This is a genomic window from Pseudomonas sp. TH06 (assembly GCF_016651305.1).
Taxonomy (GTDB): Bacteria; Pseudomonadota; Gammaproteobacteria; order Pseudomonadales; family Pseudomonadaceae; genus Aquipseudomonas.
Map to the genome: position 1 here is coordinate 192,576 of NZ_JAEKEC010000003.1, position 14,974 is coordinate 207,549.

Genomic DNA, 14,974 nt, shown 5'->3' on the forward strand with positions numbered 1-14,974 from the left:
CACCTGCCCTGCTTCAGCCAATACGAGTCACGGTCAAGGCGACCACGGCGATCCGGTCGACCCGCTGGTAGCCGGGGTTAAGCAGCTCCTCGCCGAAGACATCCGGATCGATTTCCCGGTAGGTCCAGGCGAACCGCGTTTCGTCGAGCCGTGGCAACACCGTGTCGAGAAACGGATCGCGGCCATCGACCATCGCCACGCCGGTGTAAAGCAACAACGAGCCGCCCGGCGTGAGCCGATTGAGGGCCTGTTCGACGATGCGCAGCGACAGACCTGCGCCCAGCGTGCCGCCGCCATGCCGGTAGGCTCGCGCGGCCGGATCGGCCATGTACGGCGGATTAGCGACGATCAGATCGAACTCGCCGTCGACGCCTTGCAGCAGATCGCTGGCACTGGCTTCGACGTTGCCGACTTCCGCCAATGCCGCATTGATCGTGGTCAGGCGCAGCGCGGCGGGATTGATATCCAGCGCCAGCACCTGCGCTTCACGACGGGCGCGGCCAATCAGAATGGCGCCGACACCGGCACCGCAACCAATGTCCACAGCACGGTGGATCGGCGCAAAGTTCTGCTGCAAATGGGCGTGAATCAGTTGGGCGAAACGATAAGTGTCCGGACCGAAAAACACCGAGTCAGCGGCATCAGTGGGATACGCCGAATGCACGAACAGCAAGTCGTCCAGGCTCGACCAGCGCACGCGGCTTTTCAGGTGACCTTCGTAGTTATCGATGACCTGAGCGTCCTGCAACTGGCGCTGCTCATCGGCAGACAACAGGCCCGGCTCGAAGGGCCGCGACCAGCCAAACACATCGCGCAGGGAATCGGCGAACTGGCCTTCGTCACGCTGGTTGACCCGCTGATGGGTCAGCGGCGTCGGGGTGATGAAACGATAGCCGTCAGCCTGCAAGCGCCGGCCGAGTTGCAGCAGCGCGAGGTCGTGGGTGGACAGTTGTTCTTCCTGATTCATTGCTGATGTCCTTAAGGCAGGCGGGATTTGAGTTCGATGAAGCGCCGGGTAGCGAGCAGCCCGGCAGGATGCGCATGCCGCGCCGGCGCCAGCCAGGGAATCAGCGCTGCCATCTGTGCATGGCCGTCCTGCCCTTGCAGCGCGGCGTTGAGCTGCTGCACGTCGGGGTCCTGTTCCGGCACCTCGATCGGTGAGTTGGCGGGCGCGTGTCGGCGCATAGGCTTGGCTTTTTCCGAGGGTTTCCAGTCTCCGGCAATCCAGTCGTGTACCAACTGTTTTTCGTAGGCGCTGAACACGCCGAACATTGCCGCGCCATCGCCGTCGATCAGTTGCCAGAAACGACTCGCCTGCGGATCTTCATGGCGTTTGATCCAGCCTTTGCCCTGCAGGGCTTGCAGGAAACCCGGCAGATGCGCCGGTTCGGCCAGCCATTGATTGACGGTTTTGCCTTCGAAGCGGCAATAGTCCGAGTGCATGTGCTGGGCAAACGGGCACTTGCGTTCGAGCATCGCCAGCATCTCTTTTTCCAGGTCGAAACCCTCGATGATCGCGCGGCTACCCTGCCCCAGGTCATTGAGTCGATAACCCAGCGACACCCGGCGCAGAAAGTCGGCGCGATCAGCTTCAAGCGGCATCAGATCCAACACCGCTTGCACGGCTTTTTGCGCATGACCGGTGCTGGCGTTGTCGATGGTCACATGCAGCGTGAAGTAGTACGGATCGATGCCCAACTCGGCGAGTTCGTAACTGCTGATCAGCAAATGCAGCGGCAGTTGTTCGTAGCCGAGGTTGTACCCGATCAATTCCGGCAAAAACTCATCGCCGCAGACGCCAAGCGCCAATTGCAGCGCGCCTTGCAGATAACGCTCATCGGCAATCGGGCTGGCGTGGTCGAGATCGTGTTCGGCCAGCAGTTTGCGGTAGATCACCACATGGTTCTGCGCCGGATTGCCCTCACCGAGTTCTTCCAGGTAGGTGCACAGCAAACCGCTGAAACGCGGATCGCGCCAGTTCTGCAACAACCCGTACAGCCAGGCACCATCGACCAGTTTGGTAGGCCCCACCGCTTGCAGGAAATACAGCGCCTGAGCCTTGTTGCTGAAGAATTGCCGTGGCCCGCCAGCCTTGCGTTGTTGCAAATAGTCGGCGTATTGCCGAGCGACATCAGCGCAATGCGCGGCGACCCAGGCGTGCCAGGTAGAGGGATCTTGCGGCAGTTCTTCGGGCAACGCTGCCGCGCGTTGAAGCTGCTCGTGCAGGAACGTTTGCGCAAGTGCGTGCGGGTTTTCCTCCCGTAGCAGCGTTTCATAAATGCCACGGAGATTCCCGGCGGGATCGATCGCTTGTGCTTGGGCTGGCACGGATTGCAGAGGTGTCAGGACAGTCATGGCAATAGTCTCGGTCGATTGGCAGGACGCTGTTTCGCGCCTCTACAGCAGCAGAGGGGTTGCGCGTGGCAAAAATTCAATCGACCTGAAAAAGGCCCGGACGGACGGCGGGTTAGCCCCTGCATATCTCGATTGCACATCTCCCCTGTAGGAGCTGCCGAAGGCTGCGATCTTTTGATCTTGCTTTTAAATATCCAGATCAAAAGATCGCAGCCTTCGGCAGCTCCTACAGGGTTACATCGTGCAATAGTTGGAGTTCGCGGTTGCTAGGGCAGAAGCTAATGTTCAGGGACTAAAAAAGGAGGGCAATGGAATGCCTGAGGCTGCAAAAGCGTGTGGTTTGCGCAAAGGGCGTTATAGCGAGGTAGGTCGAATTTATTCGCTTACTGCGGTTGTGTATGAGCGTCGGCCGGTGTTTGCAGATTGGCGAATCGGACGGTTGCTTGTAGAGCAGATGCGCGCTGCGAATGATGAGGGAATGATTCATTCGCTAGCGTGGGTCGTGATGCCGGATCATTTGCATTGGCTGGTTGAATTGCGAACGGGTTCTTTAGCGGAGTTGATGCGACGCGTTAAATCGAGGAGTTGTCGATCGATCAATCTAAAGTGCGGGAGTCAGGGACGGTTGTGGCAGCGGGGGTATCACGATCGGGCGTTGCGACGTGATGAGGACCTGAAAGCGGCCGCACGGTATATCGTCATGAATCCGTTGCGTGCCGGATTGGTTCAGCGTTTGGGGGATTATCCTTTGTGGGATGCCGTTTGGCTTTAAGGTCAAAAGATCGTCCGATCGCGGCCCGAGCCTTCGGCAGCTCCTACAGGGGATAGGCTGCGATCTTTTGATCTTGCTTCAGGCCTGACCTTTGGTCTGCTGCTCCAGGTGCACCTGCAACTCAGGATCAATCTTCAACGCCGCCGCCAGTTCATCCAGATAGTTGCGCTCGGCGTCCTGTTGATCGTCCACCAGCATCACGCTGGCCAGGTACATTTCCGCGGCCACCGCCGGATCGTTGTTAGCCGACTGTGCTACTTCATCGGGATCAAGAGGCTTGGCGACCTCGTCATTCAGCCACTGCTGTAGTTGCGGATCATCGGTGTGCTTGCCGATCTCAGTGCTTATACGTTGATTTTCAGTAACGTCGATGTGCCCATCAGCCTTGGCCGCCGCGATCAACGCACGCAGCACGGCGTGGCTGTGTTCTTCGATTTCGGGGCCGGCGAGCAGATTGGCTGTTTGCGGCGTCTGCTGCGGTGCCGCGCTGGCCTGGCTGCGTTGCCAGGCTTGATAGGCCTGGAACGCCATCATGCCCAGCGATGCCAGCGCCGCGTAGTTGGTACCGCCGGATCGGCTTTGCGTGCCAGCGCTGCCGCCCAAAACGCTGCCCAAGCCTCCGCCGCCGAGCAAACCACCGAGCAAGCCGCCCAATCCACCAGCCCCTCCCGCAGGCGAAGCGCCACGAGTAGCGGTGGAATCCGCGCCACCGAGCAGCCCGCCCAGCAATCCACCGAGGCCACCCAGACCACCACCGGCCGAGGCTCCACTTTGTTGACCCGCCGAGGCCTGGCCCCGCAGCAGTTGTTCGAGCAAATCGCTGGTGTTCATGACGGCATCCTCGATGCATTGGCAGTAATTGCGTCTGCCAACAATAGACCGATGCAGCCATTGCGCCAGCACCGTTTGGCCGACACAGAAAAGGACTACAGATTTCGCCTGCGTATTTTTTCAGTGGCGAGCTAAGATTCATGGTGGGTGAACCTTATCCCGGCATGACCGGTCGATAGCTGCACCCCCGACCCGGTTAGCCGGCGCCCTTGCTGCTTAAGGGTGTGACTCGGCTTGCTTGAATTTCTGGAGAACGCCCCCGTGATATCCACCGTCCACATTGCCAGGCTCAAGGCCTGGGGCGCCCATGGCTTTACCGCGACCGGCGTGGTCACGGCGTTTCTGGCCACCCTCGCCTTGCTCGAAAACCAGCCCGTCCATTGCCTGATGTGGCTTGGAGTGGCGCTGATCGTCGACGGCCTCGATGGCGCACTGGCGCGCAAGGTCAATGTGCAATCGGTACTGCCGAGTTTCGACGGCTCGATCCTTGATCTGGTCATCGATTACCTGACTTACGTATTCATCCCGGCACTGTTTATCTATCGCTACATTCCGTTGCCCGATTACACGCTGTTGCTGACGGTGTCGCTGATTCTGGTGTCGTCGCTGTTCTGCTTCTGCAACGTCAACATGAAAAGCAAGGACAACTATTTCGTCGGCTTCCCCGCCGCGTGGAACGTCGTCGCACTGTGCCTGTACATCATCGGGCCGGGACCGTGGATCACCTTTCTGACCGTGATCGGCCTGGCGCTGCTGACGGTGACGCGGATGAAGTTCCTGCATCCGTTCCGCGTGCGCCGCTTCATGCCGATCAACATTGCGGTCACGGCAATCTGGCTGCTGTGCAGTTTGTCACTGGTGCTCAATCACCCGGTGATCAACCCGCTGGTGATGGGTTTGTGGTTGCTGATGTCGGCTTACTTTCTGGGGATCTGCATCTGGCGCACTGCGCTGGAATGGTTTGATCGATCCCATCAGAAGTAAGCCCAATCGACACACTGGAACCTGTGGGAGCTGGCTTGCCAGCGATGACGGAGGATAAGTCGATATCTTTGTTGTCTGACACACCGCTATCGCGAGCAGGCTCACTCCTACAGGTTTTGTGTCGTTTACAGACGCGGTGTACGCCGCCAATCTCTGTAGGAGTGAGCCTGCTCGCGATGGCGGCGGGTCAGTCGATATCAATGTTGAATGTCAGAAAGCAATCGCTTGCAGGCAAGCTCCCACAAAGATTTGCGGTGCATGTGGAATTTGACGGCACCACAGAAACCTGTAGGCGCTGGCTTGCCAGCGATGGTGGAGGATCAGTCGATATCTTTGTTGTCTGACACACCGCTATCGCGAGCAGGCTCACTCCTACAGGTTTTGTGTTGTTTACAGACGCGGTGTACGCCGCAAATCTCTGTAGGAGTGAGCCTGCTCGCGATGGCGGCGGGTCAGTCGATATCAATGTTGAATGTCAGAAAGCAATCGCTTGCAGGCAAGCTCCCACAAAGATTTGCGGTGCATGTGGAATTTGACGGCACCACAAAAACCTGTGGGAGCTGGCTTGCCAGCGATGGTGGAGGATCAGTCGATATCTTTGTTGTCTGACACACCGCTATCGCGAGCAGGCTCACTCCTACAGGTTTTGTGTCGTTTACAGACGCGGTGTACGCCGCAAATCTCTGTAGGAGTGAGCCTGCTCGCGATTGCGGTGGGTCGGTCAGCATATTTATCTGCCGATAGACCGCTATCGCTGGCAAGCCAGCTCCCACAAGGATCGAGTTCGACTCAGCGCTTGCTGATCACCACCTCCAGATACTCACTCGGCACCACCAACGAGTCCTCCCCTGCCCGGTTCAGACGGTTGAGCAAATCCGCCAGATCACTTTCCAGCGCCTGGCCGCTTTCCGGCGGCAGCGCAGCGAAGGCCTTGTGCACCGGCCCGTACCAATGCCGAAAGATATCAATGAAGTGCGCCGCCGATCGGTAACGGAAGTTGAATTCGCGCCGCGTCACCTGCACGACAAAATCGCGATCATCGAAATGCTGGTGCAGCCACGCTTCCGTGCCCCAGTTCGACGGTGGCTGGGCGCCGGCCGGTGGTGGCAAGTGGCGACCGAGGGTTTTGAACATCTGGCCGACGAAACCCTCCGGCGTCCAGTTGGCCAGACCGATCCGCCCGCCACGACAGCAAACCCGCGCCAACTCGGCCGCCGCCGCATCCTGATCCGGGGCAAACATCACCCCGAACGTCGACAGCACCGCGGCAAAACTGCCATCGGCGAACGGCAAGGCTTCGGCGTCGGCGACTTGAAAGGTCACGTCCAGGTGCTCGGCGCGGGCACGATCCTGGCCGCGTTCCAGCAGGGCTGCCACGTAGTCGGTCGAGGTGACCAGACACCCGCGCCGCGCTGCCGCCAGCGTCGCGTTGCCGTTACCGGCGGCGACATCCAGCACTTCCTCATCACAACGCAGGTCGCAGGCCTCGGCGAGGTTTTCACCGACGATTTGCAAGGTCGTGCCGATCAGGGAGTAGTCGCCACTGGCCCAGGCAACTTTCTGGCGTTCCTTCAAGGCAGTCAGATCAATCGGGGTACTCATGCACAGTGCTCCGCAACAGGTTGAAGCTGCCTTCACTCGGCGGTTGTCGGGTCGATGACCGTCACCACTCGCGCCACGCTGTTGGCGGGGAAACCACCGAGGCGAGCGTGTTCGCGCACCTGCTCTTCATTGGGAGCGATATACACGCAGTAAATTTTGTCGGCAGTGACGTAGCTCTGTAGCCACTGCACCTGTGGCCCGAGTTCCCGCAACGCCTGGCAGGACGTTTGCGACACGGCCTTGAGTTCTTGCTCCGACAGCTTCCCGGCCCCTGGAATCTCGCGTTCAATCACGAATTTCGGCATGGCAACCTCGCGTTCTTCTTGTGGTGTAGCGTTTGTGGCGGGGCCGGCAGTGGCCCTGCTCGCCCACTATCGCGCCGAGGGCAGCCGGCGTCCCTGCCAATCGTCTGCCGAGCCGGCAAAACGGAGGCTTTGCCGATGAGTGGTGGAAATCTGTAAAGGGTGTGCAACACCCTCGGCATTGCCAGCAGCGGTCGATTGGTTTCTGATGCGCGTTCGCCCTCTGAACGGACTCGTCTCATGCCTCTGCGTCTCGACTGGCTGGCCCGCCACCTGCAACACAGCGACACCTATGCCGCGTGGATCCACCAACAGTTTCACTACGAATACGCCCATCAGCCCCTGGCCGAATGGCAACGGGAATTTGCCGACGGTCAAAGCAATGGTGACTGGTCTTGCCTGATCGCCATGGACGGTGAGCGACTGGTCGGTGGTGCGGCGCTGGCCCGCGATGATCTCGCGCTTCGGCCGGATCTTGGCCCTTGGCTGGCCTGCGTATTCGTTGACCCGGCAGCTCGCGGGCAAGGCCTCGCCGAGCAGTTGATCGAAGGAATTTGTCAGGAAGCGAAAAGCCGTGGCCTGCCGCGTCTTTATCTGCACACGCAGACCAAACAGGACTATTACGCCAAACGTGGCTGGCAGGTGCTGGAGCGCTTTCACGCCTGGGACAATGATCAATGGCTCATGGTCCGTGATCTCTGAGCCAATGGGGTGGTTGATCAGGCAGCAGGTGTCTTGGCCTCTTCCAGCAATTGCCGAATCATTTGCTCCTGCGCCTCGTAGCGCCCTTCGCCGAAGTGGCTGAAACGCACCTGGCCCTTGGCGTCGATCAGGTAATGCGCCGGCCAGTACTGGTTATCGAAATTGCGCCAGATCGCGTAGTTGTTGTCGATGGCCACCGGGTAAGTGATACCGAGCTTTTTCACTTGATCCCTGACGTTGTCGATGATGCGTTCGTAGCCGTATTCCGGGGTGTGCACGCCAATAACGACCAGCCCATCCTTTTGGTACTTTTGCGCCCATTCCTTGACGTAGGGCAAGGTGTGTTGGCAGTTGATGCAGTCGTAAGTCCAGAAGTCCACCAGCACCACTTTGCCGCGCAAGGATTCGGCGCTCAATGGCGGTGAATTGAGCCATTGCACGGCACCGGCCAGCGACGGCATCGCGCCTTTGCTCTCGTCCATCAGCGGATCAGCGCGGACCTTGCTGACGAGGAAGTCGAGCACTTTCGGCACGTTATCCAGCAGGCTTTTCTCGACACTGGCGACACTTTCCGAGGAAGTGCCGGCCAACAGGATTTTATCGGCACCGGTGGAAATCACGGCCGCCGCCACGAGTACCGCGACACCGGCGCCACGGCGCAACCAACCAGTGAACGGGATCGACGGTTTCAAGCGGTTGACCAACCCGCGACCGGCGAAAATCAGCGTGCCCAACGACAACGCACTGCCCGCGCCATAAGCCAGCAACAACAGGCTTGTCTGCGCGTTGGCGCCTTGCAACATGGCGCCCGTGAGAATCACCCCGAGGATCGGCCCGGCACACGGCGCCCACAACAGCCCGGTGGCGACGCCGATCATCACCGAGCCCAAGGGCCCGGCCTTTTTTTGCGCAGCGGGATCGAGGCGGTTGCCGAGCCACACAAACGGACGCGCCAGCCAGTCGCCGATTCGCGCCGAGATCAGCGACAGCGCAAACAGCGCCATGACGATCAGCGCGATATGGCGACCGTTGTTACTGGCCTGAATCACCCATTCACTGCTGACCACAGCCAGGCTGGAGATCAGCGCGAAGGTCAGTGTCATACCGCCAAGAGTCAGCAATATCGAAGAACGGCTGCGCTGCGTCCCGGCGAACAGGAATGGCACCACCGGCAGGATGCACGGGCTAAGAACGGTCAAGAGACCGCCGAGGAAAGCGATGAGGTACATAAAAGTCACCCTGAATAAATGTGAAAACCGAGCCCTGTGGCCAGGGATCAGGCGTTCTGGCTTTCCAGCCTCTGCCCTTGCGGCGTGCGGCCGGCGCCGTCAGCCGCGAGCAAGGCATCAGCACCTTGTTTGGCGATTGGCGTCAGTTGAAAACAGCTGCTGCCGTGGCAGCTATGCTGTTCAACCGCAGCGTTGGCATGGGTGGCGGCACCGGCGAGAGAGAAAGCGACGGCTGTGAGGAAACGCGAGAAGTTATTCATGGTTTTTCCCTTCAAAAGAGTGACGAATCAGTTGTCGTTGTTGCAGCCGTCAGCAAACTTGCGGTAATCCAGCTCGTGGGTTTTATTGGCCGAATCCAGGTACGTCATGCGCGCATCGACGACGCCGCACGTCACCGAGTTGTCCTGTGTCAGCGAAACCACTTTCTGGATATCCAGGTGCGTGCCGTAGCTGTAGGTTTGCGGGGTGACAACGGCTTCGGCGCGGGCCGACAGGGTGCAGATGTTCAGCGCGGCAAACAGGCAGGCGGCGATAACGGAAGTATTTTTCATGGCGTGTTCCTCAAGGCTTCAGTGGGTTTGAGCCGAGGCGTTGTGGTGTGCCTCGATGGGGCTCATTCAAGGCTCTCGAGGTATCGTCTATGTGTCGGAAACTGGCGGGTATAAATGGCTGTGTATCCCTGCTGCCCGGGGATACACAGCGATACAAAAGCCTGAAAAAATCGCGTTTTTGCGTCCCCGTGTATCGGCTGTCATGCCAGATACACTGCAATACAAAGGCAGGCAGGCGAGCGTGCGAAGGCTCGATAGACTGCACGGTATTCCCCCTTTGATAGAGGCTTGGTCCCATGGAACATGTCGATCACATTCTCATCGTCGACGACGACCGCGAGATCCGCGAACTGGTCGGCAACTACCTGAAGAAAAACGGCCTGCGCACCACCGTGGTCGCCGATGGCCGGCAAATGCGCAGCTTTCTCGAAGCCAACACCGTCGACCTGATCGTGCTCGACATCATGATGCCCGGCGACGATGGCCTGCAGCTGTGCCGCGAACTGCGCGTGGGCAAACACAAGGCCACGCCGGTGCTGATGCTCACCGCCCGCAACGATGAAACCGACCGCATCATCGGCCTCGAAATGGGCGCCGACGACTATCTGACCAAACCTTTCGCCGCCCGTGAATTACTCGCGCGGATCAATGCCGTGCTGCGCCGCACGAGGATGCTGCCGCCGAATCTGGTGGTCACCGAAGCGGGTCGCTTGCTGGCGTTCGGCCGTTGGCAACTGGACACTTCGGCCCGCCATCTGCTCGACAAGGACGGCACCATGGTCGCCCTCAGCGGTGCGGAATACCGCTTGCTGCGGGTGTTTCTCGATCACCCGCAACGGGTGCTCAGCCGCGATCAATTGCTCAACCTGACCCAGGGTCGTGATGCCGATCTGTTCGACCGTTCGATTGATCTGCTGGTCAGCCGCTTGCGCCAGCGCCTGCTGGACGACGCCCGTGAACCGGCCTACATCAAGACCGTGCGCAGCGAAGGGTATGTGTTTTCGCTGCCGGTCGAGATCCTCGGTGCCCCGGCATGAGCCTCAACCTGCACTGGCCGCGTACCCTTGCCTCGCGGGTGTCGCTGATTTTCCTGATCGGCCTGATCCTCGCCCAGGCGCTGTCGTTCGGCGCGCAGTATTACGAGCGTTACCAAAGCGCGAAAAACACCATGCTGGGCAATCTGGAAACCGACGTATCGACCTCGATTGCGATCCTCGACCGCTTGCCTGCCGAGGAGCGCCCGGCGTGGCTCAAGCGCCTGGCGCGGGCCAACTACGGCTATCTGCTGAGCGAAGGTGAACCCGGCACCGCCATCGGGCCGGGCGACGTGCCGATTGCAGTCACGTCGATCACCGATGCAATCGGCGACCAATACCCGCTGACGTTCACCGACATTCCCGGCCCGCGAAAGCACTTCCAGGGCCACTTGCGCCTGAGCGACGGCAGCCCGGTGACCATCGACGTGCGCCCCTCGATGGTGCCGCTGTCGCCCTGGTTGCCAGCGGTATTGCTCGGCCAACTGGCCTTGATGATTGCCTGCACCTGGCTGGCGGTGCGCATTGCCATCCGCCCCCTCACCCGCCTGGCCAACGCCGTGGAAACCCTCGACCCCAGCGCTCACCCGATTCAGCTGGACGAGAAAGGCCCGAACGAAGTGGTCTACGCCGCCCGCGCTTTCAACGCGATGCAGGCGCGGATCGCCGATTATCTGAAGGAGCGCATGCAACTGCTGGCGGCGATCTCCCATGACCTGCAAACCCCCATCACCCGAATGAAACTGCGCGCCGAGTTCATGGACGACTCGGCGGAAAAGGACAAACTGTGCAACGACCTCGGCGAGATGGAACACCTGGTGCGTGAAGGCGTGGCTTACGCCCGTAGCATCCATGGCTCGACCGAGGAAAGTCGGCGCACCAACATGGATTCGTTTCTGGAAAGCCTGGTGTTCGACTATCAGGACATGGGCAAGAATGTGCAGCTTGTCGGCAAGAGTGAGGCGGTGGTCGACACCCGTCCGCACGCGTTGCGCCGGGTGTTGATCAACCTGACCGACAACGCCCTGAAATTCGCCGGCGCAGCTGAAGTGTGGGTCGAAGCGAACAAGGGCAACCTGTCGATCACCGTCATGGATCGCGGCCCGGGGATTGCCGAAGCGGAACTCGCGCAGGTGATGCAGCCTTTCTATCGCGTGGAAAATTCGCGCAACCGCGATACCGGCGGCACCGGGCTGGGTCTGGCGATCGCCCAGCAACTGGCGATGGCCCTGGGTGGCTCGTTGACCCTGAGTAACCGCGAGGGCGGCGGCTTGTGTGCCGAGCTCAACCTCCCTCTACACCTTTAATCTCAACACCATCCCCTGTAGGAGTGAGCCTGCTCGCGATAGCGGTCTGTCAGTCAAACCAGCTCCGACTGACAGACCGCTATCGCGAGCAGGCTCACTCCTACAGGGATTTGTAGTGTTTTAGAGAGTGCCGATCACGCCGTCTTCATGCATTTGCTGCAACAACGCCAATCCACTGTCCATGAACGCTGCATCTGCCAGCTGCCCCGCCTCCTGCGCCAATCCCTGCAACTGCTCACGCCCGGTCAATGCCGCAAACTCACCGATGCGCTGCAACAACCGCCATGTCAGTGGGCTCAGTTCCGAGAATTTCACGCTGAAATCCGCATCCCGCCGTGCCAGCAACAGCGTCGGTTGCTGCGGGGCGACCGAGGGCTGGTGATCTGGCCCGAGCAACTGCACCGGCCACACGTAAGCCAGCGGCCACGCCAACGCCGATACCTGCAACGGCTGCTCCAGCAACAACCCCGCATCGGTTGACGGCAAGGGCTGGGCGTCGGATTGCTGCAAGACCATCTCGACCCATTCGTAATGCGCCAGCTCCAGCAGAAATGCCGGCCACTGACCTTCGCGCAACACCGCAGGCTGCGCGGCAAGAAAGTCGAGGAACGCTTCGGCAATCTCAGCGAATTTCGGGGTCTGCGCGCGGTAGTCGCGTAAAAAACCGCGAATCAATTGGTTCCAGCGCTGTTGGCCGATGATCCGGATCAGTACCGGAAAAGTGCCGCTCAACAATTGCGAGAGATTATTGAACAGCAGATCGCGGTAGACATTGACCCGCGTGACGTTCATTCCAGCAGGTGGTGGTTGCTGCTCAGGATCACGCAGATAGCGCGTCAGTGCCTGTTGTTGTCGTTCGAGGTTATCCACGTGGAACTCCTTCGCCTTGCAGACGGCGGATGGTCTGTAGCTCGGCGACCAGTTCGCTGAACGCCGGAAAATTGAAATCCCGCTCGAGCAACGTTGGCCGTGCGCCAAACCTGGCATAGGCTGCGGCCAGCAATGACCACACCTGCGGTTTCACCGAGGCGCCATGGGTGTCGATCTTCAGTGTGTCGGACTCATCGAAATGCCCGGCCACGTGCATGCCGACCACCCTGCCCGGCTCGATCCGCGCGAGGAAATCCTGTGGATCAAAGCCGTGGTTGATCGAGTTGACGTAGACATTGTTGACGTCCAGCAGCAGGTCGCAATCGGCCTCGCGCAGCACGGCGTTGGTGAAGGTCACTTCGTCCATGTCCTGGCGCGGGGCCGCATAGTAGGAGACATTTTCCACCGCCAGACGCCGCTCGAGAATGTCCTGGGATTGGCGGATCCGCGCGGCGACGTGGCGCACGGCCTCCTCGGTGAACGGCAAGGGCAGCAGATCGTAGAGATGGCCGTCGTCGCTGCAATAACTCAGATGCTCGCTGTAATGCCGGACCTGATGATGGTCGAGAAACACCCGTATCTCTTGGAGAAAACCAGTGTCGAGCGGCGCCGAACCGCCCAGCGACAACGACAATCCGTGACAGGACAGCGGATAACGTTCGGCCAGTTCGCGCAGCGCCGCGCCGTGGTCACCGCCGACGCCGATCCAGTTTTCCGGGGCGACTTCGAGAAAATCGAAATCGCCGGAACGGGCGACTAGCAGGTCTTTCATCAGACCACGCCGCAGACCCAGACCGACGCTGGGTTGCCTTGATGATGGGGGAGTTTGCATGGGAGTTGACCTCGTTTGATTGGCCAACCCATTTGAACCGACGGCTGTATCGCCGCTGTGTTCAGCCCACCGGGGATTTGCCACCTCGTGTATCCCCGAGCCAACGCGATACACGGCAATACAAATCCCTCATCAAACACCGTCCCCTGTGGGAGCTGGCTTGCCAGCGATAGCGGGGTATCAGGCACCAAGTCAGTAGCTATGCCTACGCCATCGCTGGCAAGCCAGCTCCCACAGGTTTTTCAGTGCCCACAAATTCAGCGTCTATCCCGGACGAGGGCTAGACTCTTTCATTACCCAGTCGAGGGGGCCGCAGGACTTTTGCCGTGCCCTGCCCGTTTCCATGACCACCGCCCGGTGGCGCATGCCTCGACCCTCAACGTCGCCGGACCGTGATCCTGTTTCAGGAGCACATGTGATGGACGAGTCCCGACTCAACGAGTTCATGGGAAAACTGGTCAACGACATGGGCGGCGCGGCAATGCTGGCCAATGTCATCGTCGGCGAGGAGCTCGGGCTGTACCGGGCGATGGCCGACAGTCAGCCGATCAGCCCCGATACCCTCGCGGCAAAAACCCACTGCAATCCCCGTCTGGTCCGCGAATGGCTCAGCGCACACGCTGCGTCGGGCTACATGGAGCACCTCGACGGGCAATTCCGTTTGCCGGAAGAACAGGCCCTGGCGTTGGCCGTCGAAGATTCGCCGGTGTATGTCGCCGGCGGGCTCGGCGTGGTGGCGTCGTTTTTCCATGACAAGGACAAACTGGTCAAAGCCATGCGCGGCAACGGCGCCCTGCCCTGGGGCGATCACCACCCGTGCATGTTCACCGGCACCGAACGGTTTTTCCGCCCCGGCTACAAAGGCCACTTGATCGCCGAATGGTTGCCGGCACTGGAGGGTGTCGTGGCGAAACTGGAGGATGGCGCGAAAGTCGCCGACATCGGCTGCGGCCATGGTGCCTCGACGGTGATCATGGCGCAGGCGTTTCCCAACTCGCGCTTCGTCGGCTACGACTACCATGCGCCGTCGATCACCGTCGCCACCCAACGCGCCGAAGAAGGCGGCGTCAGCAGCCGGGCGAAATTCTTCCAGGGCTCGGCGAAAAGCTATCCGGGCAGCGATTACGACCTGATCTGCTATTTCGACTGCCTGCACGACATGGGCGACCCGGTTGGCGCCGCCCGCCACGCCTACGACTCGCTGAAGGATGACGGCACGGTGTTGCTGGTCGAGCCATTCGCCAACGACACGCTAGACGACAACATCAACCCGGTCGGTCGGTTGTTCTACGCGGCGTCGACATTCATTTGCACGCCGAACTCGCTGTCTCAGGAGGTTGGCCTCGGGCTCGGTGCGCAAGCGGGTGAGATGCGCCTGCGCAAGGTCTTTGCCGAGGCCGGGTTCAAGCGTTTCAGGCGTGCAACGCAGACGCCGTTCAATTTGATACTGGAGGCGCGGAAGTAAATCATCAGGACTGAAAAGAACACATACCCTGTGGCGAGGGAGCTTGCTCCCGCTGGACTGCGCAGCAGGCCCATCCTTTGGGGCCGCTTCGCGCCCCAGCGGGAGCAAGCTCCCTCGCCACAAGGGTCGGTGCTAACC

16 protein-coding genes are annotated in these 14,974 nt (G+C 60.2%); 6 read left to right on the forward strand and 10 right to left on the reverse strand.

Annotation, left to right across the window (positions count from 1 at the left end):
* Window positions 1-13 precede the first annotated feature (13 nt).
* Both JFT86_RS25685 and JFT86_RS25690 read right to left on the reverse strand, forming a co-directional pair.
* Window positions 14-967 carry a class I SAM-dependent methyltransferase gene (locus JFT86_RS25685; protein ID WP_201238948.1) on the reverse strand — a complete coding sequence of 318 codons (954 nt, stop codon included), beginning with the start codon at window positions 965-967 and terminating at the stop codon, window positions 14-16.
* An 11-nt stretch (window positions 968-978) separates the two neighbouring features.
* Window positions 979-2,355, reverse strand: coding sequence for an iron-containing redox enzyme family protein (locus JFT86_RS25690; protein ID WP_201238949.1), 1,377 nt, complete (start codon window positions 2,353-2,355; stop codon window positions 979-981).
* Window positions 2,356-2,668: 313 nt separating this feature from the next.
* Between JFT86_RS25690 and JFT86_RS25695 the strand changes: the two genes are divergently transcribed.
* The gene (locus tag JFT86_RS25695) at window positions 2,669-3,127 is read left to right on the forward strand and encodes a transposase (protein WP_201233822.1); all 459 of its coding nucleotides are present in this window, start codon (window positions 2,669-2,671) and stop codon (window positions 3,125-3,127) included.
* Between the two features lie 78 nt (window positions 3,128-3,205).
* Here JFT86_RS25695 and JFT86_RS25700 read toward each other — a convergent pair whose 3' ends face one another.
* Window positions 3,206-3,958: a tellurite resistance TerB family protein gene (locus JFT86_RS25700; RefSeq protein WP_201234032.1), complete on the reverse strand. Its 753-nt coding sequence runs from the start codon at window positions 3,956-3,958 to the stop codon at window positions 3,206-3,208.
* Between the two features lie 261 nt (window positions 3,959-4,219).
* Here JFT86_RS25700 and pcsA point away from each other — a divergent pair, with 261 nt between their 5' ends.
* Window positions 4,220-4,942, forward strand: a complete 723-nt coding sequence (gene pcsA / locus JFT86_RS25705) for a phosphatidylcholine synthase (protein ID WP_201238950.1) — start codon at window positions 4,220-4,222, stop codon at window positions 4,940-4,942.
* A gap of 789 nt (window positions 4,943-5,731) precedes the next feature.
* Here pcsA and JFT86_RS25710 read toward each other — a convergent pair.
* Complete coding sequence (locus JFT86_RS25710) at window positions 5,732-6,544, reverse strand: class I SAM-dependent methyltransferase (protein WP_201238951.1); 813 nt, start codon at window positions 6,542-6,544, stop codon at window positions 5,732-5,734.
* A 32-nt stretch (window positions 6,545-6,576) separates the two neighbouring features.
* Window positions 6,577-6,849, reverse strand: a complete 273-nt coding sequence (locus tag JFT86_RS25715; RefSeq protein ID WP_201233823.1) for a DUF4242 domain-containing protein — start codon at window positions 6,847-6,849, stop codon at window positions 6,577-6,579.
* 237 nt (window positions 6,850-7,086) lie between these two features.
* Between JFT86_RS25715 and JFT86_RS25720 the strand changes: the two genes are divergently transcribed.
* A complete protein-coding gene (locus JFT86_RS25720; protein WP_201238952.1) occupies window positions 7,087-7,548 on the forward strand; it encodes a GNAT family N-acetyltransferase in 462 nt (153 codons plus the stop codon).
* A gap of 17 nt (window positions 7,549-7,565) precedes the next feature.
* Here the strand turns inward: JFT86_RS25720 and JFT86_RS25725 are convergent, their stop codons facing one another.
* Genes JFT86_RS25725 through JFT86_RS25735 form a run of 3 tightly spaced genes read right to left on the reverse strand, consistent with a single transcriptional unit; the run spans window position 7,566 to window position 9,328 of the window.
* Entirely contained in the window at window positions 7,566-8,777 is a 1,212-nt protein-coding gene (locus JFT86_RS25725; protein ID WP_201238953.1) for a cytochrome c biogenesis protein DipZ, read from the reverse strand.
* A 47-nt stretch (window positions 8,778-8,824) separates the two neighbouring features.
* On the reverse strand, window positions 8,825-9,037 hold the full coding sequence (locus JFT86_RS25730) for a hypothetical protein (protein ID WP_201233826.1): 213 nt from the start codon (window positions 9,035-9,037) through the stop codon (window positions 8,825-8,827).
* Window positions 9,038-9,064: 27 nt separating this feature from the next.
* Window positions 9,065-9,328, reverse strand: a complete 264-nt coding sequence (locus JFT86_RS25735; RefSeq protein WP_201233827.1) for a DUF2790 domain-containing protein — start codon at window positions 9,326-9,328, stop codon at window positions 9,065-9,067.
* Between the two features lie 296 nt (window positions 9,329-9,624).
* On the opposite strand from JFT86_RS25735, the gene JFT86_RS25740 reads away from it, so the two are divergent.
* Entirely contained in the window at window positions 9,625-10,365 is a 741-nt protein-coding gene (locus tag JFT86_RS25740) for a response regulator (RefSeq protein WP_064392669.1), read from the forward strand.
* On the forward strand, window positions 10,362-11,669 hold the full coding sequence (locus tag JFT86_RS25745; RefSeq protein ID WP_201233828.1) for an ATP-binding protein: 1,308 nt from the start codon (window positions 10,362-10,364) through the stop codon (window positions 11,667-11,669). The genes JFT86_RS25740 and JFT86_RS25745 overlap by 4 nt, the downstream gene beginning before the upstream one ends.
* A gap of 120 nt (window positions 11,670-11,789) precedes the next feature.
* Here JFT86_RS25745 and JFT86_RS25750 read toward each other — a convergent pair whose 3' ends face one another.
* Complete coding sequence (locus tag JFT86_RS25750) at window positions 11,790-12,539, reverse strand: putative DNA-binding domain-containing protein (RefSeq protein ID WP_201233829.1); 750 nt, start codon at window positions 12,537-12,539, stop codon at window positions 11,790-11,792.
* The gene (locus tag JFT86_RS25755; RefSeq protein WP_201238954.1) at window positions 12,532-13,371 is read right to left on the reverse strand and encodes a DUF692 domain-containing protein; all 840 of its coding nucleotides are present in this window, start codon (window positions 13,369-13,371) and stop codon (window positions 12,532-12,534) included. Before JFT86_RS25755 ends, JFT86_RS25750 begins: the two co-directional genes overlap by 8 nt.
* Before the next feature lie 418 nt (window positions 13,372-13,789).
* Between JFT86_RS25755 and JFT86_RS25760 the strand changes: the two genes are divergently transcribed.
* Window positions 13,790-14,836, forward strand: a complete 1,047-nt coding sequence (locus JFT86_RS25760; protein ID WP_201238955.1) for a class I SAM-dependent methyltransferase — start codon at window positions 13,790-13,792, stop codon at window positions 14,834-14,836.
* Window positions 14,837-14,974: the final 138 nt, after the last annotated feature.